This is a genomic window from Niveispirillum fermenti, from assembly GCF_048066175.1.
GTDB lineage: Bacteria > Pseudomonadota > Alphaproteobacteria > Azospirillales > Azospirillaceae > Niveispirillum > Niveispirillum fermenti.
The window spans coordinates 92,856-115,867 of the sequence record NZ_JBLTXA010000013.1 but is presented as its reverse complement, the minus strand read 5'-3'; the positions used below and the strand labels follow the sequence as shown (position 1 = coordinate 115,867).

General features: G+C 67.4%; 24 protein-coding genes. 14 read left to right on the top strand and 10 right to left on the bottom strand.

The window, feature by feature from the left end; translation table 11 throughout:
- Window positions 1-51: 51 nt before the first annotated feature.
- Complete coding sequence (locus ACM9LZ_RS14855; protein ID WP_416620269.1) at window positions 52-477, bottom strand: DUF1489 family protein; 426 nt, start codon at window positions 475-477, stop codon at window positions 52-54.
- A gap of 54 nt (window positions 478-531) precedes the next feature.
- Window positions 532-873 (bottom strand): acyl carrier protein, encoded by a 342-nt coding sequence (locus ACM9LZ_RS14850; protein WP_416620268.1) that lies wholly within the window; start codon window positions 871-873, stop codon window positions 532-534.
- 335 nt (window positions 874-1,208) lie between these two features.
- On the opposite strand from ACM9LZ_RS14850, the gene ACM9LZ_RS14845 reads away from it, so the two are divergent.
- Window positions 1,209-1,436: a hypothetical protein gene (locus ACM9LZ_RS14845; RefSeq protein WP_416620267.1), complete on the top strand. Its 228-nt coding sequence runs from the start codon at window positions 1,209-1,211 to the stop codon at window positions 1,434-1,436.
- A gap of 122 nt (window positions 1,437-1,558) precedes the next feature.
- On the opposite strand, the gene ACM9LZ_RS14840 is transcribed toward ACM9LZ_RS14845, so the two are convergent.
- Entirely contained in the window at window positions 1,559-1,795 is a 237-nt protein-coding gene (locus tag ACM9LZ_RS14840; RefSeq protein ID WP_416620266.1) for a hypothetical protein, read from the bottom strand.
- Window positions 1,796-1,881: 86 nt separating this feature from the next.
- On the opposite strand from ACM9LZ_RS14840, the gene ACM9LZ_RS14835 reads away from it, so the two are divergent.
- From ACM9LZ_RS14835 to ACM9LZ_RS14820, 4 genes are all read left to right on the top strand, one after another.
- Window positions 1,882-2,238 carry a YciI family protein gene (locus ACM9LZ_RS14835; protein ID WP_416620265.1) on the top strand — a complete coding sequence of 119 codons (357 nt, stop codon included), beginning with the start codon at window positions 1,882-1,884 and terminating at the stop codon, window positions 2,236-2,238.
- A gap of 8 nt (window positions 2,239-2,246) precedes the next feature.
- Window positions 2,247-3,530 carry an RNA polymerase sigma factor gene (locus tag ACM9LZ_RS14830; RefSeq protein WP_416620264.1) on the top strand — a complete coding sequence of 428 codons (1,284 nt, stop codon included), beginning with the start codon at window positions 2,247-2,249 and terminating at the stop codon, window positions 3,528-3,530.
- Window positions 3,531-3,636: 106 nt separating this feature from the next.
- Window positions 3,637-4,071: a CBS domain-containing protein gene (locus ACM9LZ_RS14825; RefSeq protein WP_416620263.1), complete on the top strand. Its 435-nt coding sequence runs from the start codon at window positions 3,637-3,639 to the stop codon at window positions 4,069-4,071.
- Window positions 4,072-4,143: 72 nt separating this feature from the next.
- Complete coding sequence (locus ACM9LZ_RS14820; protein WP_416620262.1) at window positions 4,144-4,707, top strand: universal stress protein; 564 nt, start codon at window positions 4,144-4,146, stop codon at window positions 4,705-4,707.
- Between the two features lie 21 nt (window positions 4,708-4,728).
- Here the strand turns inward: ACM9LZ_RS14820 and ACM9LZ_RS14815 are convergent, their stop codons facing one another.
- Window positions 4,729-5,439, bottom strand: a complete 711-nt coding sequence (locus tag ACM9LZ_RS14815; RefSeq protein WP_416620261.1) for a fused DSP-PTPase phosphatase/NAD kinase-like protein — start codon at window positions 5,437-5,439, stop codon at window positions 4,729-4,731.
- A 212-nt stretch (window positions 5,440-5,651) separates the two neighbouring features.
- On the opposite strand from ACM9LZ_RS14815, the gene ACM9LZ_RS14810 reads away from it, so the two are divergent.
- The 4 genes from ACM9LZ_RS14810 to ACM9LZ_RS14795 all read left to right on the top strand — a co-directional run bounded on the left by ACM9LZ_RS14810 (window position 5,652) and on the right by ACM9LZ_RS14795 (window position 10,358).
- On the top strand, window positions 5,652-6,842 hold the full coding sequence (locus ACM9LZ_RS14810) for a trans-sulfuration enzyme family protein (protein WP_416620260.1): 1,191 nt from the start codon (window positions 5,652-5,654) through the stop codon (window positions 6,840-6,842).
- A 134-nt stretch (window positions 6,843-6,976) separates the two neighbouring features.
- Window positions 6,977-8,323, top strand: a complete 1,347-nt coding sequence (locus ACM9LZ_RS14805) for a hypothetical protein (protein WP_416620259.1) — start codon at window positions 6,977-6,979, stop codon at window positions 8,321-8,323.
- A gap of 249 nt (window positions 8,324-8,572) precedes the next feature.
- A complete protein-coding gene (locus ACM9LZ_RS14800; protein WP_416620258.1) occupies window positions 8,573-9,586 on the top strand; it encodes a retroviral-like aspartic protease family protein in 1,014 nt (337 codons plus the stop codon).
- Window positions 9,587-9,725: 139 nt separating this feature from the next.
- Window positions 9,726-10,358: an outer membrane protein gene (locus tag ACM9LZ_RS14795; protein WP_416620257.1), complete on the top strand. Its 633-nt coding sequence runs from the start codon at window positions 9,726-9,728 to the stop codon at window positions 10,356-10,358.
- 109 nt (window positions 10,359-10,467) lie between these two features.
- Here the strand turns inward: ACM9LZ_RS14795 and ACM9LZ_RS14790 are convergent, their stop codons facing one another.
- On the bottom strand, window positions 10,468-11,802 hold the full coding sequence (locus ACM9LZ_RS14790; protein WP_416620256.1) for a DNA polymerase IV: 1,335 nt from the start codon (window positions 11,800-11,802) through the stop codon (window positions 10,468-10,470).
- Window positions 11,803-11,972: 170 nt separating this feature from the next.
- Here ACM9LZ_RS14790 and ACM9LZ_RS14785 point away from each other — a divergent pair, with 170 nt between their 5' ends.
- Together ACM9LZ_RS14785 and ACM9LZ_RS14780 are read left to right on the top strand one after the other, a co-directional pair.
- Window positions 11,973-12,341 carry a response regulator gene (locus ACM9LZ_RS14785; protein ID WP_416620255.1) on the top strand — a complete coding sequence of 123 codons (369 nt, stop codon included), beginning with the start codon at window positions 11,973-11,975 and terminating at the stop codon, window positions 12,339-12,341.
- A 34-nt stretch (window positions 12,342-12,375) separates the two neighbouring features.
- Window positions 12,376-13,776: a PleD family two-component system response regulator gene (locus ACM9LZ_RS14780; RefSeq protein WP_416620254.1), complete on the top strand. Its 1,401-nt coding sequence runs from the start codon at window positions 12,376-12,378 to the stop codon at window positions 13,774-13,776.
- Window positions 13,777-13,870: 94 nt separating this feature from the next.
- On the opposite strand, the gene ACM9LZ_RS14775 is transcribed toward ACM9LZ_RS14780, so the two are convergent.
- The 3 genes from ACM9LZ_RS14775 to ACM9LZ_RS14765 form a co-directional block, all read right to left on the bottom strand.
- A complete protein-coding gene (locus ACM9LZ_RS14775; RefSeq protein WP_416620253.1) occupies window positions 13,871-15,562 on the bottom strand; it encodes a thiamine pyrophosphate-binding protein in 1,692 nt (563 codons plus the stop codon).
- A 175-nt stretch (window positions 15,563-15,737) separates the two neighbouring features.
- On the bottom strand, window positions 15,738-16,265 hold the full coding sequence (locus tag ACM9LZ_RS14770) for a protease complex subunit PrcB family protein (protein ID WP_416620252.1): 528 nt from the start codon (window positions 16,263-16,265) through the stop codon (window positions 15,738-15,740).
- Between the two features lie 2 nt (window positions 16,266-16,267).
- Window positions 16,268-17,449 carry a M20 aminoacylase family protein gene (locus tag ACM9LZ_RS14765; RefSeq protein ID WP_416620251.1) on the bottom strand — a complete coding sequence of 394 codons (1,182 nt, stop codon included), beginning with the start codon at window positions 17,447-17,449 and terminating at the stop codon, window positions 16,268-16,270.
- Window positions 17,450-17,741: 292 nt separating this feature from the next.
- On the opposite strand from ACM9LZ_RS14765, the gene ACM9LZ_RS14760 reads away from it, so the two are divergent.
- Window positions 17,742-18,572, top strand: coding sequence for a MipA/OmpV family protein (locus tag ACM9LZ_RS14760; protein ID WP_416620250.1), 831 nt, complete (start codon window positions 17,742-17,744; stop codon window positions 18,570-18,572).
- A 93-nt stretch (window positions 18,573-18,665) separates the two neighbouring features.
- Here ACM9LZ_RS14760 and ACM9LZ_RS14755 read toward each other — a convergent pair whose 3' ends face one another.
- Window positions 18,666-19,991 (bottom strand): ATP-binding protein, encoded by a 1,326-nt coding sequence (locus ACM9LZ_RS14755; protein ID WP_416620249.1) that lies wholly within the window; start codon window positions 19,989-19,991, stop codon window positions 18,666-18,668.
- Window positions 19,988-20,707, bottom strand: coding sequence for a response regulator (locus ACM9LZ_RS14750; RefSeq protein WP_416620248.1), 720 nt, complete (start codon window positions 20,705-20,707; stop codon window positions 19,988-19,990). The genes ACM9LZ_RS14755 and ACM9LZ_RS14750 overlap by 4 nt, the downstream gene beginning before the upstream one ends.
- Window positions 20,708-20,901: 194 nt before the next feature.
- On the opposite strand from ACM9LZ_RS14750, the gene ACM9LZ_RS14745 reads away from it, so the two are divergent.
- Both ACM9LZ_RS14745 and pdxR read left to right on the top strand, forming a co-directional pair.
- On the top strand, window positions 20,902-21,204 hold the full coding sequence (locus tag ACM9LZ_RS14745) for a hypothetical protein (RefSeq protein ID WP_416620247.1): 303 nt from the start codon (window positions 20,902-20,904) through the stop codon (window positions 21,202-21,204).
- A 216-nt stretch (window positions 21,205-21,420) separates the two neighbouring features.
- Window positions 21,421-22,938: a MocR-like pyridoxine biosynthesis transcription factor PdxR gene (pdxR, locus tag ACM9LZ_RS14740; protein ID WP_416620246.1), complete on the top strand. Its 1,518-nt coding sequence runs from the start codon at window positions 21,421-21,423 to the stop codon at window positions 22,936-22,938.
- Window positions 22,939-23,012 lie beyond the last annotated feature (74 nt).

Sequence of the window (23,012 nt, the reverse complement as noted above, 5' to 3'; positions counted from 1 at the left end):
ACCCGGTGACTGGGCGGTGCAACAACTATTTTCGCATCGCCGCATTTTTCTTCAGGCCAGCCCCAATGCCCGCAGTTCGGCCAGAAGATGTTCCGGCAACACGTCACCCCCCTGACTTTCGGCCAGGTCGGCAGGCGCATCCTCCGGCTTAAGATAGCGCCATCCCTGGAAGGGGCGCTTGGGCATGGACACGGTTTCCACCAGTTCCGGGTCCATCAGCATGCGGCAATAGTCGCCACCATCCACATCGCGCACCATGTCGAAACCGATGAACCGCTGCCGGCACTGCACAAAGCCTTTCACGACCCAGTATATGCAGCCGCCATCCAGCAGTTCCGCCGCGCGGGTTGGAGCCCGCTTGGTACAGGTGGGCACGGCCTTGTGACCTTGCCAGATGATCTGGTGATCACGACGCCAGTCGCGCATCGATTGCAGACTGTCGGCACCAACAGCCAGACGCAGGAGATGAATGGTCATAGCGGCATACGCCCGGATGCTTGACGGGAACGGGCGACTGATATGGACCCGCGCTCAGGCTCCGGCAAGCGGGTTGGTGGCGCGGCAGCGTCCCTCGAACTCCGCGGAGATGAATTCCGGCTTTTTGAACAAGCCCCGCAGCCAGGCCGCCAGCATGCACAATTCCTCCAGCTTCAGCACCTCATCCAGGGTGCCACCGGGAAAACGGACATCAAAGCTTTCGGCGATGATGTCCAATACCTCCTCCACCTGCTCGATGGCGAGGCCGCAATCGGTCTCCAGCATGGCCGTGCGGGTCAGGATTTTCTCATCGACGCCGTAATCGTCCCGTATCAGCTTCACGATCCAGCGGAACATGTGCATCCAGTTGGTAACACCGTCGATGGACCGGCTCACGATCCCGCTCCCGTACAAGTGATGGGCCCAGCGTCCCCATATCGGGGCGGGCGATGCGGCCGCCCCGGCGAACCATCGCACTATCCACCGAAAGCGTTAATCTTTTTTTGCGCGCCGACGGATAGGTGGCCACGCTTTGCCCCGGCGAGGGGGCTGACCCGCGGGCCTGACAGGCGTAGGATGATGCATCAGGCAGTGTCGGCGGAACATCCGTGGCGGCGGGTCGTTATTCCCAACCATCATCATTACATGTTGATGATGGGCCGCCCATCCCCGGCACGGGGACGGGCCTTCATGGCGGAGGCCCCATGCCTTTTGTCCAAATGGAGGAAACCATGCAAGACCATGCTTCCACCCCCAGCAAGACCCCTGACCACGGCAAGCAGCGCCTGGCCGAAGCCGAATGGCGCCAGGCCCGCCGTTCACCGGGCCCCACGGACCATCCCGCGGCCCGCCAGCCACACCAGAACAGCGACGGCGACCATAACCTGCGCGGGCGGGAATGGGAGGCCGCGCGCCCCACCGATCATGAGCAGCGCAAGGCCAGGGTGGGCCGCCACTGATCTTCTGATCTTTCCAGCACCCCTGTCGAGCGAGGAGCCGCCCCCGCGCATCGGAGATTGATGCCCGGGGGCGTTGCCGTTCAGCGGTCAGCGGTCAGCGGTCAGCGGTCAAGGCCGGGGGATCACGGACGGAAATATTGTTCCTCGAATTCCGCCAGCAGTTCCTTGGCATCATTGAGCATGGCGCGGATGACCCGGCGATCGGGCTCGGTACATAATGTTTCATTCACGGCCTTGCCCAATTGCGCCGACGCCTGGGCCAACAGTTTCACCGCCAAACGATCTTCCAGCTTCATCGCCGCCTCACCCCTGGTCGTCACCTCCCCGTTGATAGACCCGGCGGAGAAAAATTTCGACATTGCTGTCGAAAGCACCGACCCTGGCTCGTCAGAAGGGGCGGGACCGGTGACCGGCACCGGCCCCCCGAAACCGGAAGGGAGCCCCCATGGCCAAGTTCATCCTGATCCTGCGCGAAGACCCCGCCACCTTTGCCAGCCTGTCCCCCGATGAGATGCAGGCCATCATCACCGGATACCAGGCCTGGAGCGACAAGCTGGCCAGAGCCGGCCTGCTGTCTGGCGGCGAGAAGCTGGGCGAGGAGGGCGGACGGCGGCTGACGTCGCGCGACGGCACCCTGGTCGTCTCCGACGGCCCCTATGCCGAAGCCAAGGAAGTCATCGGCGGCTTCTTCATCATCGAGGCGGCGGACTATCCCGCGGCGGAGACCATCGCGGCGGAATGCCCGCACCTGCGCCACGGTGTGGTGGAACTGCGCCGCATCGACGATATGAGCGGCGGCTGAGCGCCATCGTGTCCGACGGGCGGACGACAAGCGACACCGGCCCGCTGGTGGATGGCCTGTTCCGCAGGGAAGCCGCGCATCTGACGGCGCGGCTGGCCCGCCTGCTGGGCACCGGCAGGCTGGATGAGGCCGAGGAGATTGTGCAGTCGGTCCTTCTGAAGGCCCTGCACGCCTGGCCGCATGCCGGCATCCCGGACAATCCGGCCGGCTGGCTTTGGCGGACAGCCCGCAACGAAGCCGTCGACCGGTTGCGGCGGCGGCGGTTCAACGCCTCGCTCACCCCGGAGGATCTGGCCGACAGATTGCCTGACGGGCGGGACCCGGCCGATACACGTCTGCAGGCGGAACTGGCCGACGAGAAGCTCGGCCTGATCTTCGCCTGCTGCCATCCCGTACTGCCGTTGGAGGCCCGCGTGGCCCTGACCCTGAAGGCCGTCTGCGGCCTGGGCACGGCAGAGATCGCGCGGGCCTTCCTTCTGTCCGTGCCGGCCACGGCCCAGCGCATCACCCGGGCGAAGGCGCGGCTGGCGCAGGCGGGCGTTGCCTTCGCCATTCCCGCCGGCGCCGAACTGCCCGGCCGGCTGGACGCTGTGCTGGCCACCCTGTACCTGCTGCTGAACGAGGGGGTGGGGGCAACGGCGGGAGAGGCGATGATACGCCCCGACATCGTGTCGGAAGCCCTGCATCTGGCGCGGCAACTGGCCGACCATCCCGTCACCGGCCGGCCGGAAGCGGAAGCGATGGCCGCCCTGGCCTGTCTGACGGCCGCCCGCCTGCCGGCCCGGCTGTCCCCCGACGGCATGCCGGTCCTGCTGGCGGACCAGGACCGCACCCGCTGGCATCGCGGACTGATCGCCGCGGGCCTGCGCCATCTGAAGGCCGGTACGGCGGGACCGGAGGAAACGCGATGGCACCTGGAAGCTGCCATCGCCGCCACCCATGCCGTGGCCCCGCGCTGGTCCGACACGGATTGGCCGCTCATCGTGACCCTCTATGACCGGCTGGCGCAACGGTGCCCCGGGCCGGTCACACGGCTGAACCGGGCCGTGGCCCTGGCAGAGGCACGGGGGCCGGCAGCGGGGCTGGCCGCGTTGGAAGGGCTGGCCGATGACGGCTCGATGGCCCGCTATCCGCTTTATGCCGCCACGCGGGCCGCCCTGCTGGAACGGCTGGGCGACCGGGCCGGGGCCGTGATGGCATTGCGCCAAGCCTTGACCCTGGCCGAACGGATAGGGCTGAACCACCCCGAAAGGCGATTACTGCGAGCCCGGCTGGACAGATTGTCGGAATAGGCTTGCGCGTGCGGCGCAACATCGCGTTCCCTTAACCATATCTTAAATACGCTGGCAGCCGCTTGCATGGCCGCCCGCCGCCTGGATAGGAAGGGGAGGACCGCCCATGCATGTGTCAGCCATCCTCAAGAACAAGGGCAGCACGATCATCAGCACGCGGCCGGACGAGAATGTCGCCGCCGTCGCCCATGTGCTGCATGCCAATCGTATCGGTGCCATCCTGGTCCTGAACGAGGCGGGCGGAATTGCCGGCATCCTGTCGGAACGCGACATCGTGCGGGGGCTGGCGCTGCATGGCGCCAGTGTCATGGACAAGCCGGTATCGGCGCTGATGACGGCGCGCGTCGTATCCTGCGCACCAACGGATTCGGTGGCCTCCGTCATGTCGCGCATGACGGAGGGGCGGTTTCGCCATATGCCGGTGATGGAGGAAGGACGGGTGGCCGGCGTCGTCTCCATCGGCGATATCGTGAAATACCGGCTGGCCGAGTACACGCACGAGGTGGAAAGCCTGCGGGATTACGTGGCCGGCCGGGTCTGAACCCGGCCCGCCTTCCCCACGCGACACCCCGGACGCGCATCCCCTGCCCTTGCCAAGACAGGAGATCGACCGATGTTCACATCCATATCCGGCACATCCTGGTCCCCCCGTGGCGAAGTGCCTGCGGTGATGCCATTGTCAGCGGCGGGGCTCGTCCCCGTGGCAGAGCCTTGCGAGCGGTTCAAGTTTCTGGTCTGTGTCGATGACAGTCCGCAATCCCGCGCGGCCTTACGCTTCGCGGCATTGCGGGCCCGCAACACGGACAGTTTGCTGGCCCTGCTGCATGTCTGCGAACCCATCGATTGCCATGAATGGATGAGCATCGCCGCCGCGGCAGAGGCCGAGCAGCGGGAAGAGGCAGAGATTTTGTTGAACGGCCTGGCCGGCGAGGTCCAGATGCTCACGGGCATCCGGCCGGAGCTGTTGCTGCGCACGGGCAGTATCGGCGCGGAAATCCTGGCCGCTGTGCAGGAAGACGGGGATATCCATGCCCTGGTGGTGGGTGCCGCCCCGCCGACACAGCGCAAGGGACAGCTCATCTCCTGGCTGGCGGGCGAACTGGCAGGTGCGCTTGAAATCCCGCTGCTGATCGTGCCAGGCAACCTGTCGCCGGAGCGCATAGACAGGCTGGCTTGAGCCGACCTGAGACGGGCCGGCCTATTCGCGGACCAGCATGCGGTCGGTGACCAGATTGGCCCAGGACCGCGACCTGTACGCCGCCTTCATGCCCACGGGGTCGTAATCATGTTCGACCCATTGATAGAAATCTGTGACGCTGGTCCCGCCGCTGGCCAGAAAGCTTTCGAAGAAATGATCCAGGATGCCAGTCTTCGACTGGCGCAGATGGCCATAGCGCCAGGAAAGCTGCCCCAGCGCCTGTGGCAGCGGCAGACCCAGACCCGTGAACTGGTACAGCACGCTCATCAGCCCGACACGATCGGCGCCGGCCTTGCAATGCATGACCGTCGGGCCCTCCAGCCGCCGCCAGAGATCCTGGACGGCGAACAGATCCTCCTTGCGGGGAACATCGCGCGAGCGCACCGGGAAATCGATCAGGTCGATGCCGAGGCGGGCACAGGCCCGCACCTCGAAGAAATAGGAGCCGCAGGTGGGGCGGCGACCACGCAGATTGATGATGGTGCGCACGCCCATATCGGCCAGCAGGCGCATCTGCCCCGGCGTCGGCTGGCTGGACCGGTACATATCCGGCCCGATGGGATGGAAATTCCGATAAGCCATGCGGATGAAGGCATGGTCATTGACCATCAGGTCGGCGAACCGGCGGGTCAATGCCCACCAGCAATCCGAACGGGCCCAGTCCGGCAGGACGATGCCCGAGTGAGGTAAACGCGGCTCTTCATAACGCATGGCCGTTCCTTCGCCCCCCGCCGGATATGGACCGCCCCCCGGTACCACCCGACGTTGGAATTGATACGACAGGGGCCCGAAGGGGGCGAGCCCAAATTTGTGCGAAATCGGTTATGTTTCGTTGACGTCGCCGCCGTGCCGGCACCGCATGTCGCCATGCCGGATTTTCTGCGCTATGGCTTGTCCATCGCGATGCATGGGGAACAAGGGCCATGGAAGACGAACAGGGACTGTCGGCAGAGACCTGGCTGGCCCGGGCACTGGGGCGGCATGACGGGGCCACGGGCGGCGTGGTGCCCGCCATCCATCCCGCGACCACCTTTCTGCGGGCCGGCGATCTCTCCTATCCCGGCGGGCTGGTCTATGCCCGGCCCGACAATCCCGGATTCGCGGCGGCGGAAGCGCTGCTGTCCCGGTTGGAGGGGGCGGCGGAAAGCCTGTTGTTCGCATCGGGCATGGCGGCGGCCACCGCCCTGTTCCAGGCATTGTCGCCGGGCGACCATGTGGTGGCGCCCAAGGTCATGTACTGGGCCTTGCGCGGCTGGCTGAAGCGGTTCGCGGCACAATGGGCCCTCGAAATCGACCTGGTCGACATGACGGACACCGCAGCCCTGGCCGCGGCGCTGCGCCCCGGCCGGACAAAGCTGGTCTGGGTGGAAACGCCGTGCAACCCGACCTGGGACCTGACCGATATATCGGCCGTGGCCGGGCTGACCCATGGGGCGGGGGCCTTGCTGGCCGTGGACGGCACGGCGGCCACGCCGATCCTGACCCGGCCGCTGGAGCTGGGGGCGGATATCGTCATGCATTCGGCCACCAAGTACCTGAACGGTCATTCCGACGTGCTGTGCGGCACGCTGTCCTGTGCCCGAAAGGATGCGTTCTGGGAGCGCGTGGCAGGGGTTCGCCGTGACCAGGGCGGCATTCCCGGCCCGTTCGAGGCGTGGCTGCTGCTGCGCGGCATGCGCACGCTGGCCCTGCGGGTGGAACGCGCCTCGGCCAATGCCATGGCCGTGGCCCGCCATTTCTCCGCTCACCCGCGTGTGGCGGCCGCCCTCTATCCGGGGCTGGAGAGCCACCCGCAGCACGCGCTGGCCCGGCGGCAGATGCAGGGCGGCTTCGGGGGCATGCTGTCGCTGCGGGTGGCTGGCGGCGAACGTGCCGCCATCGCCACGGCAGCAGCGCTGAAGCTGTGGACGCGCGCCACCTCGCTGGGCGGGGTGGAAAGCCTGGTGGAGCATCGGGCATCGGTGGAAGGACCGGACAGCCCCTGCCCTCCCGACCTGCTGCGCCTTTCCTGTGGGATCGAGGCGGCATCCGACCTGATCGCCGACCTGGAACAGGCCCTGGAAAGGGCCGGGGCCGGGGTGGGCGCCGGGGTGGGGGCCGGGGTGGGGAAGTGAGCGCCGTTCAATCAGCGGATGCGCGGCGCATTTCCTCGCCCATTTGCGCGTTCTTCGGCACTCACATGCCCCCTTGCCTTGCGCCTTCAACAAGCCTAGGGTCCCCTCGCCAATGTGCAGAGGGGTTGATTTCCGTGGTCCCGAGCCTGTCCCGTACCGTTTCGCGCAGCCTTTCGCATCTGTTGCTGGCCGGCGCTGCTTTTCTGTGCCTGACCGGCGTTGCCGCCGCGCAGTCGGGCGGTGACAACCAGCCGCCCCCCGCGGGCGGTGGCCTGATCCTGCCCGGCACCGTGCAGACCGCGCCGCAGGGCGGCAGCCCCGCGGCGGGAACCATCGGCGGCCCTGCGGCCGGGACGATCGGCGGCCCGGCCGCAGGCACCATCGGACAGCCGCAGCCGCAGGCCCCGGCGGCCGGCACCGTCGGTGCGGCGGCCCAGGGCCAGGCCGGCGCCGCCGCGCCCGCACGCCCGGCTACCCCGCCCAAGCCCGGCGTGCCCCGCGGCGAATGGCGGGTCGAACCGCAGGTCTTCACCGATGGCAGCTTCAAGATGTGCGCCGCCGCGGTGGAGTTCGACAACAATCTGCATCTGCTGCTGCTGCGCAATCCGGCCAAGCGGGTGCAGATGGTGCTGGGCATTCCCGGTGCCCAGATGCCGCCGGGCCAGCGCACGGCCGTGCGCCTGTCCATCGACGGGAAGATCAACCGCGAGCTGGGCGCCATCGTCAACCAGCCCAATGCCCTGGCCATCGGCCTGGGCGACGATGCAGAAATTCTGAAGGGTCTGGGTTCGGGCAATGTCATGACGCTGGAGGTGCCGGGCGACGTCGCGGCCTTCCAGTTGAAGGGCACGACCAAGGCCATGAACGAACTGACGACCTGCGTCGATCAGGGCGTGGCTGGCACCCTGAAGCTGCCGCCGCCGTCGGAGCCGGTCATCGCGCCCACCCTGGCACAGTTGCTGGTCGATGCCGGGCTGTCGTCCGCCCGCGCCATTCCCATCGACAAGATCCCACCGCAGCAGCGGCCGGGCGATTACGCCTGGCAGATCGGCGACAAGGTGCTGGGCGCCGTGCGCAGCTTCCCCATGGGCGAGGCGGCCGGTGACTTCAACAAGGTCGCCGACACCTATCTGACCCAGTTGAAGCAAAGCTGCGAGGGCACCTTCAACCAGTCGATGAAGGCGGCCGAGAAGCTGCCGGCCTACCATCTTCGTTCCGGGTCCGTAACGTGCGATGCAAGCGGGTCGAAGATCCATGTCGCCATTGTCATGCAGCTCATTGAGCTTCCGAAACAACAGGGCCAGACCGAGGCGATCCGCGTCCTGAACATCTTCTCCCACGAGGCGGCGGACGCCGACAAGGCACAGGCCGACAATGCCGCCGCCAGCATCCTGAAGGTGTTGAAGGAAAAGGGGCAGCAGCCGCTGACCATGCCGACCGCCGGTGCGGCTCCCGCAGCGGGCGGCGGGCGCGGTCAGTAGCCGCCCCCCCGCCTTCCCCACCCCGCCTTCCCCATCCCGGCTTCCCAAGGGATGCCGCTTCACAAAGGGCCGGACAGTCGATGTCCGGCCCTTTTCCATGCCGCCCGTTGGTCCGCAGCCCCGGCGGGAAAGCGGACCTTTCCCCTGCAAGCCATGAATTCATGATGGGTCGGTTACCCCGGTATTCCAGGTTACACTGTCATCAGTCACGGCAGTCACGAAGAAACGCCGGTCGCAGGGGAGATGGCCATGAAGCGCCTTTTGATGACCCAGGTGATGGCGGCATTGCTGGGTGCCGTACCCGCCCTGGCGGAAATGCCGGCCCCGGTGGCGCCGGAACCGATCTATGCCATTCCCACCCGTCCGGACCGTGCGGGCCGCGTGCTGGCCCCGGTCGTGGTCGACGGATACGGGCCCGTCCGCTTCCTGGTCGATACGGGGTGCAGCGGCACGATGGTGGGGTTGCACATCGCCCGCGCGCTGGGCTTCAACCCGCCCCCCGCTCCCGATGGCACCGCCCTGCCAGCCGATGTCACGGTGAACAACAATCTCATGCGGGTGCATGATGTGCTGGGGCCCGTCATCATGCCCACCATGCGGGTGGGACGCATCGACATGGGACGTTTTGCGGCAACCGACATGGTGGCACCCGTGCTGTCCCTGGGCGATCAATCCGGGGCCGGCGGCGTGCTGGGCACCAACAGCCTGATGGACCGGCGGCTGTCGGTGAATTTCCGCCGCGACGAGATCAGGATCGAGAATTCGCGCCGCACCGCCCCCCTGGGTCACGATACCGTTCGCGGCAGCGTGCATGAGGCGGGGCTGGTCATCGTGCCCATCGAAATCGGCGGCGTCCGGGCCAAGGCCCTAGTCGATACGGGGGCGGAACGATCCATGTTCAACCCCAGCCTGCTGGACAAGCTGACGGCGCGCGGCCGGCAGACGGAACTGATGGGCCGGATCGAGATCGTCAACCTGGCCGGTGAGCGCCGGCTGGCGGAAGTGCATATGCTGCCGGGCATCCGCCTCGGCCCGATCACGGTCTCCAACCTTTATGCCACCCTGATCGACGCCCACGCCTTCACGGCCCTGGGGCTGGAGGATGAGCCGGCCTTCATCCTGGGCATGGACCTGCTGGGGATGAGCGACGGATTCGCGCTCGATTTCGGCACGGGCGACCTGCATCTGCGTGTCCGGACCCGGACCCCCGCACGCTGGTCGGCCGGATCGCGCGTGCAGAATGTGGATGCCCGGCCCGGCTGAGCCCGCCACCGGGAATAAAATTCCGTGTCAACCCTGACACACATGGCAGCCTATCCGCAGCCGGAACGGCCGTCATCCGACTGGGTGCATGACTCTGTTGTTCTTTTGGACTATGTAAAGAACATTCGGAGCAGAGGTCATGAAGACGCTGAAGATCGCCCTGTCCCTTCTTTGTTTCGGTTCCGCCGCCCTTTGCGCCTCGGCGCAGGATGCGGCCGTTACCGATTCAGAGCTGCCGGGCGCCTATCTTCAGGGTTTGTCGGGCCGCTATCTCGGGGCCGGTGCCGGTAACAGCGCTACATATGGCCTTGGCGCGGGCACTGCGGCGCTGCAGCCCGGGTCCGACTGGCATCCGATGGAAAGCTTCCGCCTGGAACTGGAATATGCCTATAAGGAGCGGGAGCCGGCATTGCTGACCTCCCCCGCCGCGGAGGCGTCCGGCGCCCCTCGTGGCGGCATCGCCAATGCCCGCGTGAATATGCGGGTCAATGACTGGCTTACCCCCTATGTCGGGCTTGGCGTAGGCTGGACCCGGACAGAGGCGGAGCGGCTGGCCATGGGCTATCCCGACCTTCGTGGCACCGACAGTTTCGCCTACCAGGGCATCGTCGGCCTGACCGTGCCGTTCAGCGACGGGCTTTCCTTCTTCGCCGACGGACGCTATCTGCGCGGCGGGGAAGCGGCCTTCACCGCCACGGATGATTTCGCCACGCACGGCACGGCCCAGACCTGGAGTGCGCTGGCCGGCGTGCGCTTCACATTCGGCAAGTGATGTCATGGCGCGGTTATCGTAGCCGGCCCCCGTTCTCCAGCGCCGGCGCCCCCAGGCGGTTGCCTGGCGACGATGAGCATGCGGCGGCGCGCCACTCTATTACGCCACCCTATCGCTCCACCGGATCACGTCCGGGCTTGCCGCCCGCCGCCAGCAATCCACGCCCCTTGGCAATGGCCTGCCCGCCCAGCTTGGCCCGCACGGCATCGATGGCCCGTTCGACGCGGGCCCGTTGTTGCTGCGCGGGATCGGCCAGATCGGGCGGGTCCGCATCGCGCGGGTCCACCAGATCGTGGCAACCGATGCCCAGCAGGCGGAACCGGCGGCCGTCGCATTCCGCGCGCAACAGGTCCCGCCCCGTTCGGAAGATACGGTCGGCCAGTTGCGTGGGCGAGGAGAGCCGCTGGTTGCGGGTGATCAGCTTGAAATCCGGTGTCTTCAGCTTCAGCGTCACGGTCAGCCCGGCATGGCCGCCGGCCTTCATGCGCCGCGAGACGGTCTCGGCCAGCGGCCACAATTCACGTTCCAGATCGACCAGGGCCGACAGGTCGCTGTTGAAGGTGGTTTCCGCCGACACACTCTTTGTGGGGCTGTGGGGGGAGACACGGCGGTCATCCTGGCCACGGCTGAAATGGTAGAGCCGCATGCCCATGGCGCCATAGCGCTGGGCGAGCACCTTCATTTCCACTTCCCGCAACTGACCGATGGTGCGCAGCCCGTCGGCCTCCAGCCTGGCGCGCAGCGCCTTGCCGACGCCCCAGATCATGCCCACGGGCCGGGGCGCCAGGAAGGGCAGCGTCTCCGCCCGGCCGATGATGGCGAAGCCGCGTGGCTTGTCCAGGTCGCTGGCCACTTTTGCCAGGAACTTGTTGTGCGACAGGCCGATGGAGGCTGTGACCCCGATCTCCGTCTCGATGCGCCGCACCAGCCGGACCAGGGTGCGGGCCGGGCTGCCGCCATGCAGCAGTTCGGTGCCCGTCAGGTCCAGAAAGGCCTCGTCGATGGAAATCGGCTCCACCAGCGGGGTCACCGCCTCCATCAGGGCGCGAATCTGCCGCCCCACGGTGGCATATTTGCGCATGTCGGGCTTGATGACCACGGCGCCGGGGCAAAGCTGCTGCGCCTTGAACATCGGCATGGCCGAGCGCACGCCATAGAGCCGCGCGATATAGCAGCAGGCAGAGACCACACCGCGATGACCGCCGCCCACGATGACGGGCTGATCGGCCAGTTCCGGCCGGTCGCGCTTCTCCACGCTGGCATAGAAGGCGTCACAGTCGATATGGGCGATGGACAGGCTGTGCAACTCAGCATGGGACACCATCCGTGCCGACCCGCACGGCACGCACCGGCGCGCCGCCCCCTGCGCCTGGCCGCAATCACGGCACAGCGCCTCGGCATGCCCCTGACCGGGGGGTGGGGAAACGGGCGGATGCTGCTGCATGATGGGTGCTGAGGTAACGAATGGTTAAGGTTTGAAGCCGTCTAATATGGTAAGGTTCCGGGGCAGGTTGCAGGCGGGGGCCGCCCCCTGCCCCACGGGACGGCAATACGACGAGAATGGCGGAGTGGCACGTAATGGTTCCCGATAGCGCACAGGATGCCGACACGTCCATGCCGAAGCCCCGCCGCGTGCTGATCGTGGAGGATAATGAGCTGAACATGAAGCTCTTCCACGATCTGCTGGAGGCGCACGGCTATGCGACACTGCAGACCCGCGACGGGATGGAGGCGCTGCGCTTGGCACGGGAGCATCGGCCCGACCTTATCCTTATGGATATCCAGCTCCCGGAGGTATCAGGGCTTGAGGTTACCAAGTGGTTGAAGGAAGATGATGATCTGCGGACGATACCCGTGGTCGCCGTGACGGCTTTCGCGATGAAGGGGGATGAGGAAAAGATTCGCGAAGGTGGTTGCGAGGACTACATCGCCAAGCCGATTTCGGTGGCGAAGTTTCTGCAGACGGTGCAACGTTTCCTCTGAAGGCCCGGATTGCCGGGTCGGTGGGTAGAGAACAATGTCGGCTCGGGTCCTTGTCGTCGATGACGTATTGCCCAATGTGAAACTGCTCGCGGCCAAGTTGACGCGGGAATATTTCGATGTCGTAACCGCCAATTCCGGGCCGGAGGCCTTGGAACGGATCAAAGCGCAGCACCCCGATATCGTTCTTCTGGACGTGATGATGCCCGGCATGGACGGGTTCGAGGTCTGCGAGAAGATCCGCGCCGATCCGGCCACCATGCACATACCGGTCGTCATGGTCACCGCCCTGTCCGATGCGTCGGACCGCGTGCGCGGGCTGGAGGCCGGGGCCGACGATTTCCTGACCAAGCCGGTCAATGACGTGGCCCTGTTCGCCCGTGTGCGGTCCCTGGTCCGCCTGAAGATGATGACGGACGAATGGCGGCTGCGCGAAAGCACCTCGGGCCAGCTCGGCATGCTGGTTTCCACCGACTCGGTCCATACCCAGACGGCGGAAGGTGCCCGTGTCCTGGTGGTGGAGGACAGCGCCATCGATCTGGACAAGATCACCGAGACGCTGGCCCGCGACCGGGACGAGGTGACGGACACCGACAGTTGCGCCGGCGGCCTGGAACTGGCGCTGGCGGAGGAGTTCGAGCTGATCGTCATCTCGCTGACGCTGATGCGGGAGGATGGGCTGCGCCTGTGCTCCCAATTGCGCAGCCATGAGAAGACCCGCCAGATCCCCGTCCTGCTGCTGGCCGACGAGACGGACATGGACCGTGTCGCCAAGGGGCTGGAGCTGGGTGCCAACGACTATCTGATCAAGCCGATCGACCGGAATGAACTGCTGGCCCGCACCCGCACGCAGGTCCGCCGCAAGCGTTACCAGGACAAGCTGCGCGCCAATTACGAGGCCAGCCTGTCCATGGCGCTGACCGACAGCCTGACGGGCCTGTTCAACCGCCGCTATCTGTCGGCCCATCTTCCCCGGCTGCTGGACCGCTCGGGCGGCAACAACAAGCCCGTGTCCGCCCTGCTGTTCGATATCGACCATTTCAAGGTGGTCAACGACACATGGGGCCATGGTGTCGGGGATGAGGTGCTGAAGGAGGTGGCGCAGCGCGCCAGCCGCAACCTGCGCAATTTCGACCTCGTGGCCCGGCTGGGCGGGGAGGAATTCGTCGTCATCATGCCCGATACGGACGGGGTCCAGGCCATGGCCGTTGCGGAACGGCTGCGCCGCCGCATTGCGGAGGAGCCGTTCGCCGTGACCGCCCCGGTGGGCCGGATCGATGTGACGATCAGCATCGGTGTGGCCCTGGCCGATGGCGCATTGGATGCCGATGGTAATCCTGAATCGGGCGATGCCCTGCTGCGCCGGGCAGACACGGCGCTTTACCAGGCCAAGCGCAGCGGCCGTAACCGCGTGGTGGCCGACGGGGCGGGTGAGTAGGGCCGACCCCGTCTGGTTCCCTTGTTCCCGTCCGGCTGCGGCCGGTCCCCATCCGGAAGCGACTGGCCGGCCGGCGAAGGCGGGAGCCGATCCCTCAGGACGATGCGGATTTCCCGCGCTCCAGGGCCGCGGCCCGCATGGCGCTCAGCGTCGTGCGGGTCGTAATCATTTCCGGGTCCATGCGCAATTCGATCACGGCGGCCGTGCCGCTGTCGATGGCCGCCTGGAAGGCGGGCACGAAATCCTCCGTCCGTTCCACGACGGCGCCAAAGGCGCCATAGGCACGGGCCAGCGCGGCGAAATCCGGGTTGGTCAGGCTGGTGGCGCTGACCCGGCCGGGGAATCGCTGTTCCTGGTGCATGCGGATGGTGCCGTACATGCCATTGTTGAAGACCAAGGCGATGGGCGCGGCGCCGCACTGGATGGCGGAGGCCAGTTCCTGACCCGTCATCAGAAACCCGCCATCACCGGACATGGACAGGCACAGCCGCTGCGGGCTGGCCAGCTTGGCCGACAGGGCCGCCGGAAAGGCATAGCCCATGGCCCCGTTGGCCGGCGCCAACTGCCGCCCCGGCCGGCCATAGCGCAGGAACCGGTGGCCCCAGCCGGAGAAATTGCCGGCATCATTGGTGATGATGGCATCATCGGGCAGGTTGTCGCGCAGCCATAGCATGATGGCGCCCAGGTCCAGCGTGCCATTGCAGGGGGCCGGCACCTGCCATGCCTCGTAATCCGCCCGCCCGCCGGCTGTCCAGTCGGCCCACCGGCAATCACCGGGCGCCCTCAGATCGGCCAGGGTGCGGGTGGCGGCGGCCGGCGTGGCCTGCACCCCCAGGTCCGGCTGATAGACCCGGCCCAGCTCGCCCGCATCCGCATGGATGTGGATCAGCGGCACGGACAGGCGCGGCGGCGTCAGCAGCGTGTAACCCTGGGTCATCGTCTCACCCAGCCGGGTGCCGATGGCCAGGATCATGTCCGCCTGCTTCACCCGTTCGACCAGCGTCGGTGCCGCGCCGGTGCCCAGGTCGCCGATATAGCAGGGGCTGTCATTCTCCATGATGTCCTGCCGGCGAAAGGCGCAGACCACGGGCAGGTTCCACCCCTCCACGAAGCGTTTCAGGTCGGCACTGGCATCATCGCTCCAATGGCCGCCACCGACCATGACCAGCGGCCGCCGGGCGGTGCGCAGCATGACGGCCACCTTGTCGGCCGTGTCGGCGTCCGGTGCGGCATCAGCGAAATCGCATGCCGTGGCGGGATCGGCCACTGCCGCCTTGTCGCGCAGCACATCCTCCGGCAGGGCCAGGACGACGGGACCCGGCCGGCCAGCCGTGGCGACGCGGAACGCCCGGGCCATATATTCGGGAATACGCTCCACCCGGTCGATCTGTCCGACCCATTTGGCCACCGGGCCGAACATCTGGCGATAGTCGATCTCCTGGAACGCTTCCCGGTCCAGGTGGCCGCGGGCCACATGGCCGATCAGCACCACCATGGGGCTGCTGTCCTGGAAGGCCGTGTGGATGCCGATGGCGGCATTGCAGGCACCTGGACCGCGCGTCACCATGCAGACACCCGGCCGGCCCGTCAGCTTGCCCCAGGCTTCCGCCATGAAGGCCGCCCCGCCTTCCTGGCGGCAGGTGATCAGGCGCAGTTCCGGCCGATCGGTCGCGGCGTCCAGCACCTCCAGATAGCTTTCGCCGGCCACGCAGAAGGCAGTATCGGCGCCCAGCGCCACCAGCGAATCGACCAGGATGCGGCCACCGGTACGGGTCGGGTTCGTCATGTCCGGATGCTCCCCCTGTTATTGTTAACACCAGTGCCCGGTGATCGATGCGATCACCGGGACACGGTATCAGGCCTGTTTTATAACACCCCAGGCAGGAAAAGGTCCTTCGCGCCCATCGCTTTCCGGCTGGGACGGCCGGCATCCCCGACCCGGGGCCCCAGCGGAAGGCGGTTCAGGGCATACGGTTGTAGCGCACGATGGCTTCGCTGCGATCGACCAGGATGATGGCATAGGGGCTGGTCAGGATCTGTGCCGTCATCATGCCGTCCGGCGGTGATATCTCCCGATATTCCACGACCAGCCGGTCGCGCTGACCCGTCCGCCGTTCAGGCCGCAGGCGAATGATGTCGACCGAATAGCCGGTTGTCGTGCGCGTGCCCAGGAAGACGCCCAGCGCCATCTGGTCCCCCGGCAGCCCCCCTGGCGCCGACCGGCCGGCCAGATCCCAAAGGGCCAGCCATTCCGCGTCGTTACGGGCTACCAGAAAGGATTGCGACTGGGCACGACCATTATCGGCCCGCCACATGGCGCGGGCAGCCAGGGGCGGCGGCACGTCGCCGGACATCCCGGCCATGCCGCCACCGGCCTCCCCGGCCAGCCAGGCGCTGGCACCGCCCCCGCATCCCGGCACGAAGGCCAGCGCCGCCAGGAACAGGCCACCAAGGGCGACCCGTCCCGCCCTGTTGCTCCATCCCGGCATGGTCAGGCCGCCGCGGGCATCGCCGTTTCGACGAGGCGCGCCCAGTAGCTGGATCCCATGGTCAGGATATCATCGTTGAAATCATAGCGCGGATTGTGCAGCAGGCAGCCCAGCGCCGCACCGCCCTGCCCCATCCAGACATAGCAGCCGGGCCGCTCCTGCAGCATGAAGGCGAAATCCTCCGCCCCCATGCTGGGCCCGACATCGTTATGGACCTTGTCGTCTCCCACCAGATCGGCCGCGACGCGGGTGGCCAGATTGGTCGGCGCCCCGGCATGGTTGACCGTGGGCGGATATCCCCGGCGATAGGCCAGGGTGGCGCTGGACCCGAAGGCAGCCGGCAATGTCTCCACGATGCGGCGCAGCCCGGTTTCCAGCTGGTCGCGTACCTCGTGGGACAGGGCACGCACGGTGCCGCGCATGGTGACTTCCTGCGGGATCACGTTATAGGCGCTGCCGGCATGGATCTGCGTGATGGAGATGACGCCGCTCTCGATGGGGCTGACATTCCGGCTGACGATGGTCTGCGTGGCCGTGACGATATGGGCGGCGATCACCACCGGATCGATGGCATGATGCGGCAGGGCCGCATGGCCGCCCTTGCCCGCCACCTTGATCTCGAACTGGTCGGCGCCGGCCATGATGGGACCGGCCTTCACCACCATCTCGCCGGGCGGCAGGTCGGGCCAGTTGTGCATGCCGAACACCATGTCGCAAGGGAAGCGGTCGAACAGCCCTTCTTCCACCATGCGCCGCCCGCCGCCGGCCCCTTCCTCGGCCGGCTGGAAGATGAAATTCACGGTGCCGCTGAAGTTCCGGGTCTCCGCCAGATAGCGGGCGGCTCCCAGCAGCATGGTCGTGTGGCCGTCATGGCCGCAGCCATGCATCTTGCCCGGAACCTTGCTGGCATGGGCGAAACTATTGTCCTCCTGCATGTTCAGGGCATCCATGTCCGCGCGCAGGCCGATGGCGGTCCCGGTCGGCCCGCCCTTGCCATGCAGCACACCCACCAGGCCGGTGCCGGCGATGCCCCGATGCACCTCGATGCCGAATTCCGTCAGTTTCCCCGCCACGAAGTCGGACGTCTGGAACTCCTCGAAGGCGGTTTCGGGATTCTCATGGATGTGGTGGCGCCAGGCGGTCAGGTCGGCGTGGAAGTCGGCGATACGATTGATGATGGGCATGGTCACTGAAACTCCGGCAGGCGCTTGCCCCTTGTCGCCGGGGCATGGTTCACCCTTGGTCATACGGGAGGGATTCTGGTCGCAAGCGACGCTGGGCGACACTCTATCGGCTAAAGCGATGCCGGGGAAAGGGAGAAACCGTACCGCACGCGGTGAACATATTCGGATGATCAGTGTTCATGAGAATGGCACCGGTCGTTCCGCCTCCCGCGCGAGCCGCCGGGCCAAGCATGGAGGGGCCCTGTTTGACGCTGCTTTGCCCGTTCGATACCCAGACGGAGAGACTGAGACCATGACCACCCGTTCCCCCAGCGGGCGCTTGCACATGGCCGCGGCCATCGCCGCCCTTTTAGCCGTGACCACGATAAGCCCCGCCGTCGCCGGACCGGCCGACCCCGACGACCGCTGGTCCATCCGGCTGGGCGCCGTCGGGTTCGTGATGCCCGAATACCAGGGTTCGGACAGCTACAAGCTGCGCCCGCTGCCAGACATCGATATCTCGTATGATGACCGCTACTTCCTGTCCCGCATGGGGTTGGGGGCCAACGTGCTGAACGGGGGACCGCTGACCGTGGGCGCCGCCATCGGCTTCGATGGCGGACGCAGCAGCGGCAAGCATCCGGCCCTGCGCGGCTATCGCGGCGTCGGTGATACCGCCGTCGGGCGGGTCTTCATCGAATATGATGTCGGCCCGCTGGGCCTGTCGGCCGACATCACGACCGATGTGCTGGGCCGCGGCCACAAGGGCACGACGGTCACCCTGGGCGCGGGCTACATCTTCAAGTTCGCGACGGGAACCGGGCTGCTGATCAGCCCCTCCCTGACCTGGGCCAGCGGCGATTACATGCACCGGTTCTTCAGCACCACGACTGACCGGCTGCGGCCCGTCGATCCGGCCGATCCCGTGACACCGGGCTCGGCGGTCGGCTACAAGGCCGGATCGGGCTTCAAGGATGCGGGCCTGATGGCCATCCTCATTCAACCCCTGGACAAGAACTGGTCCGTCACGGGCTTTGTCGGCTATGCCCGCATGCTGGGCGATGCCGCCGACAGCCCGTTCGTGAAGGACAATGGCAGCCGCAACCAGTTCACCGGCGGGATGGGCCTAGCCTACACCTTCTGACACCCGCCGCATCACCCACCCCTTGGCGCGCGCAAGGCAGGGCGGGTGAATGCCGGGAAATGATGCGGGGACCGTCGTCGCGACGGTTACCCGCTATGCGGCGGCAGTGGCCGGGTCCATCGGCAGGACCACGGTCACCTGCAGCCCGCCTTCCGGGCGGTTCGCCAGGCGGATTTCCCCGCCATGGGCCCGCACCACGTCGTTGGCGACCGACAGGCCCAACCCCGTGCCACCCGTATCACGCGACCGCGACGCCTCCAGCCGGAAGAAGGGGCGGAACACGTTCTCGAACTCGCTCTCCGGGATGCCGGGCCCCTTGTCATCGATGGTAATGGTGACATTCTCGCCCGTGATGGCCACGGCCACCTGTGCCGACTGGCCGTATTTGACGGCATTCTCCATCAGGTTGCCCAAGGCGCGGCGCAGCGCCATGCGCCGGCCGACGATGGGAACGGGGAACGGGGACGGGGTAACGCCCACGGGCTTGCCCGCCTCCCGCATGTCCTCGCCGAGCCGGGCCAGGATGGCGTTCAGTTCCAGCGGCTCGATGGTCTCGTGCTTGGCCTCGTCGCGGGCGAAGGCCAGGGTGGAGCCGATCATCGCCTCCATCTCCGACAGATCGTCCAGCATCTTGTCACGCACCACATCATCATCGATGAATTCGGCACGCAGGCGCATGCGCGTCAGTGGCGTGCGCAGGTCGTGGCTGACGGCCGCCAGCATGCGGGTCCGGTCCTCCACGAAGGCGCGCAGCCGCCGCTGCATCTTGTTGAAGGCGGCAGCGGCCAGCCGGACCTCCCGCGGGCCCGCCTCCTCCAGCGAGGGGGCGTTCATGTCGATGCCCAGCCGGTTGGCGGCGGCGGCGAACCGGCGCAAGGGCCGCGTCGTGAAGCCCAGCACCCAGGCCGACAGCAGGATGGCCACCGCGGCCGACCCGCCCAGCGAGGCCAGGAAGCCCGGCTCGCGCAGGGCATCGGTGGCCGTGACCGGCGCATGGAACCGCATCCATGTGCCATCCTTCAATTGCCGCGACACTTCGATGACGCTGGGCTGCGGCGGCGGCGGCACCGGCATGCCGAAGGGCGGGATGGAAACGGCCGGGGACATTTCCGGCTTTCCCGCCACCCTGGGCTGCTTTTCATAGACATCGAGCTGCACGTCATGGCCGGCGCTGGTACGCACGGTCAGTTCGCGCTCTTTCAGGGAGCGCAGAACCGCCAGCCGCACGTCGGTCGGCTGTTCCTCGATGGCCTGCGCGAAGCCGGCCAGGCAATTGGCAAGCTGCCCCCCCTCCGCATCGGCCACCGCCTCCGCCCGGTCGGAGCGGTACAGGCCCAGTGCGATGGCCTGGGACAGGAGAATGCCACCGACCAGCACCGCGAAGATCGAATAGGACATGCGGTCGGTGAGGGCCTTCATGGCGACTGGACCTCCGGCGAGAAGATATAGCCGCCGGACCGCACCGTCTTGATGATGGCGGGATCGGCGGGATCGACCTCGATCTTGCGGCGCAGGCGGCTGATCTGCACGTCGATGGACCGGTCGAAGGGCCCGGCCGACCGGCCGCGCGTGATCTCCAGCAGGTCGTCGCGCGACAGCACGCGGCGCGGGCGCGTGGCCAGCGCCACCAGCAATTCATATTCGCCGGCCGTCAGCGTCACCTCCTCCCCCTTCGCGTCGGTCAGGCGGCGCTGCGCCTGGTCCAGCACGAAACCGGAAAACTGGATGGCGCCGGCCGTGACCGTCGCCCCGTTGCCGGGGCCTGCGGCCCGGCGCAGCACGGCCTTGATCCGCGCCACCAGTTCGCGGGGGTTGAAGGGCTTGGGCAGGTAATCGTCGGCGCCGATCTCCAGCCCCAGGATACGGTCCGCATCCTCTCCCATGGCCGACAGCATGACGACCGGGGGGCCGCCATCGGCGCGCACCGCGCGGCACAGCGACAGGCCATCCTCGCCCGGCATCATCAGATCCAGCACGATCAGGTCGATATTGCGGTCGGCCAGGTAACGGCGCATCTCCTGCCCGTCCTTGGCCGCCGTCACACGGTAGCCATGGCGCGTCAGGTAGCGCGTCAACAGGTCGCGGATTTCACGGTCGTCATCGACGACAAGGAGATGGGTGCTGCTCTCGGTCATGGCTCGATCATAATCGAATAGCGGGCGGGGTGCCGACGACCATGTTGTTACCACAATGTAACGTTCCCGGGGGCCGGAAACGAAGTGTTTCACAACAGCCCCCTTCCCGTCATGCAACGGAAAAACGGCGATGGTCAGATGGGCCTGTCGCCGGGAACGACCGGTGACCGGATCAGAGATGAGAGGAACCACCCATGCGTACCCTGATCGCCCTTGCCTTCGCCGCCACCCTTGGCATTTCCGCTGCGCACGCCGCTGATACCGCCCAGGTCGCCGCCAAGGAACCGGCCGCCACGGTCACGCGCACCGAACCGGTGAGCAACTCCGAGGCCCGAGACATCGCCAAGGCCTGGATGAAGGAAAACGACATCCGCTTCGGCCGGGTCGGCAATATCCGCAAGCAGAAGGGCATGCTGATGATCGAGCTGCAATCGGCCGACGGCATCCGCTTCAAGACCCTGCAGGTCGACCCCGCCACGGGTGAAATCGTGGGCTGATGCCCCCCTGACCGGACCATCGCCGGCTACCGCCCCGTGGGCGGCGATGGTGGAGCGGCCTTCCCCGGTTGTCCGGCCGCTCCACAGGTCGGTCCGGCGGGCGGCGGGTGACCCCATCACGTCCGCTGTCCGCCGGCGCCACCGGCCCGGCGCCAGATCGGTGCCATGCCGGCACCCGCCGATGCCATTGGGGCTCTTCGCCGGAGGTACGGTCGCATGAAACTCAGCCAAGGCCCCCTGCTGTCGCTGTTCGACGGCACCGACGGCACGCCCCTGCAGCAGCGCCTGTTCGACCGTCTGCGGGGTGCCATCGTCAATGGCGCCATCCGGCCGGGTGACCGTCTGCCCTCCACCCGGACGCTGGCCACCGATCTCGGCGTCTCACGCAATACCGTGGTGGCGGCCGTGGACCGGCTGACGGCGGAAGGCTATCTGGAAGCCCGCATCGGATCGGGAACCTTCGTCTGCCGGACGCTGCCCGACGATGCCATGGCGCCGGCCGTGCGCCTGGCCGCACCGGCCCCGTTGCGCCCCCCGCCCCGCCCCGCCATGCCCGTGCCGGCGGCCGGTGCCGAGCTGCTGCCCTTCCAGCCGGGCGCCCCCGCCTATGAACAGTTCGACATCGACACCTGGCGCCGGCTGCTGGCCAAGCGCTGGCGCGATGCCGGCGGCCTGCTTCTGGGCCATGACACGGCCGGCGGCTGGACGGCGCTGCGCCGCGTGCTGGCGGGCCATCTGCAGACCAGCCGCGGCATCGCCTGCGATCCCGAACAGATCCTGATCCTGCCCGACCGCCGCGCGGGTCTGGAATTCGTCGCCACGCTGCTGCTGGCAGCCGGCGACAGCATCTGGCTGGAGGACCCGGGTTGCCCTGTACAATCCCTGACCTTCGGCCAGCGCGGCATCAACGCCGTTCCCGTGCCCGTGGACGAGGAAGGGCTGGACCCCGAGCGTGGCGCCCGGTTGGCGCCCGACGCCCGGCTGGCCGTCGTCACGCCGGGCTGGCAGTTCCCCCAGGGCGGCACCATGCCCCTGCGCCGCCGCATGGCTGTCCTGGCCTGGGCCCGCCGCAACGGCGCCTGGCTGCTGGAGGATGACCGCGACGGCGGCTACCGCTATACCGGCCGGCCTCTGCCCGCTTTGCAGGGGCTGGACGAGAATGAGCGGGTGCTGCATCTGGGGGCGCTGGACAACATGCTGGTGCCGGCCCTGCGGCTGGCCTGGCTGGTCGTGCCCGGTCCGCTGGTCGCGGCGGCCCAGTCGCTGCGCGCGCGGATGGACCTGCATGTGCCGCTGCCCGAGCAGATGGCCGTGCATGATTTCATCGCCGAGGGCCATTTCGCCAGCCATCTGCGCCGCACCCGCCGGCTTTATGCCGAACGCCAGCAGGCGCTGCTGTTCGCGGCCGACCGCCACTGGGCCGGCGCCATCCAGGTGGAAGCGGCCGGCAGCGGGCTTCACCTGCTGGGCAGGCTGGCCCCCCAACTGGGCACCGACGATGCCGGCCTGTCGGCCCTGGCGGCGCAGGCCCGGCTTGTCCTGCCCGCCCTGTCGGCCCATCGCCGCAGCACGGCCCCGGCCGGCGATCCCGGCGCCGTGCTGCTGGGCTATGCCGCCTTCACGCCGGAAAGGCTGGCCCGCGCGGCAGAACGGCTGGGCGGCATCCTGGACCGCGCCCGTCAGGCACCACCACCCCGCGCCACCCTGTCGCGCCGTCTGGTACCGGCCGAGTAGGCCGGCCACTTGGTGGCACCAGCCGGGGAAATGCGCTCTGGCTTTTTCAGTTCCACGAAGCGCCGGTGCCGCAT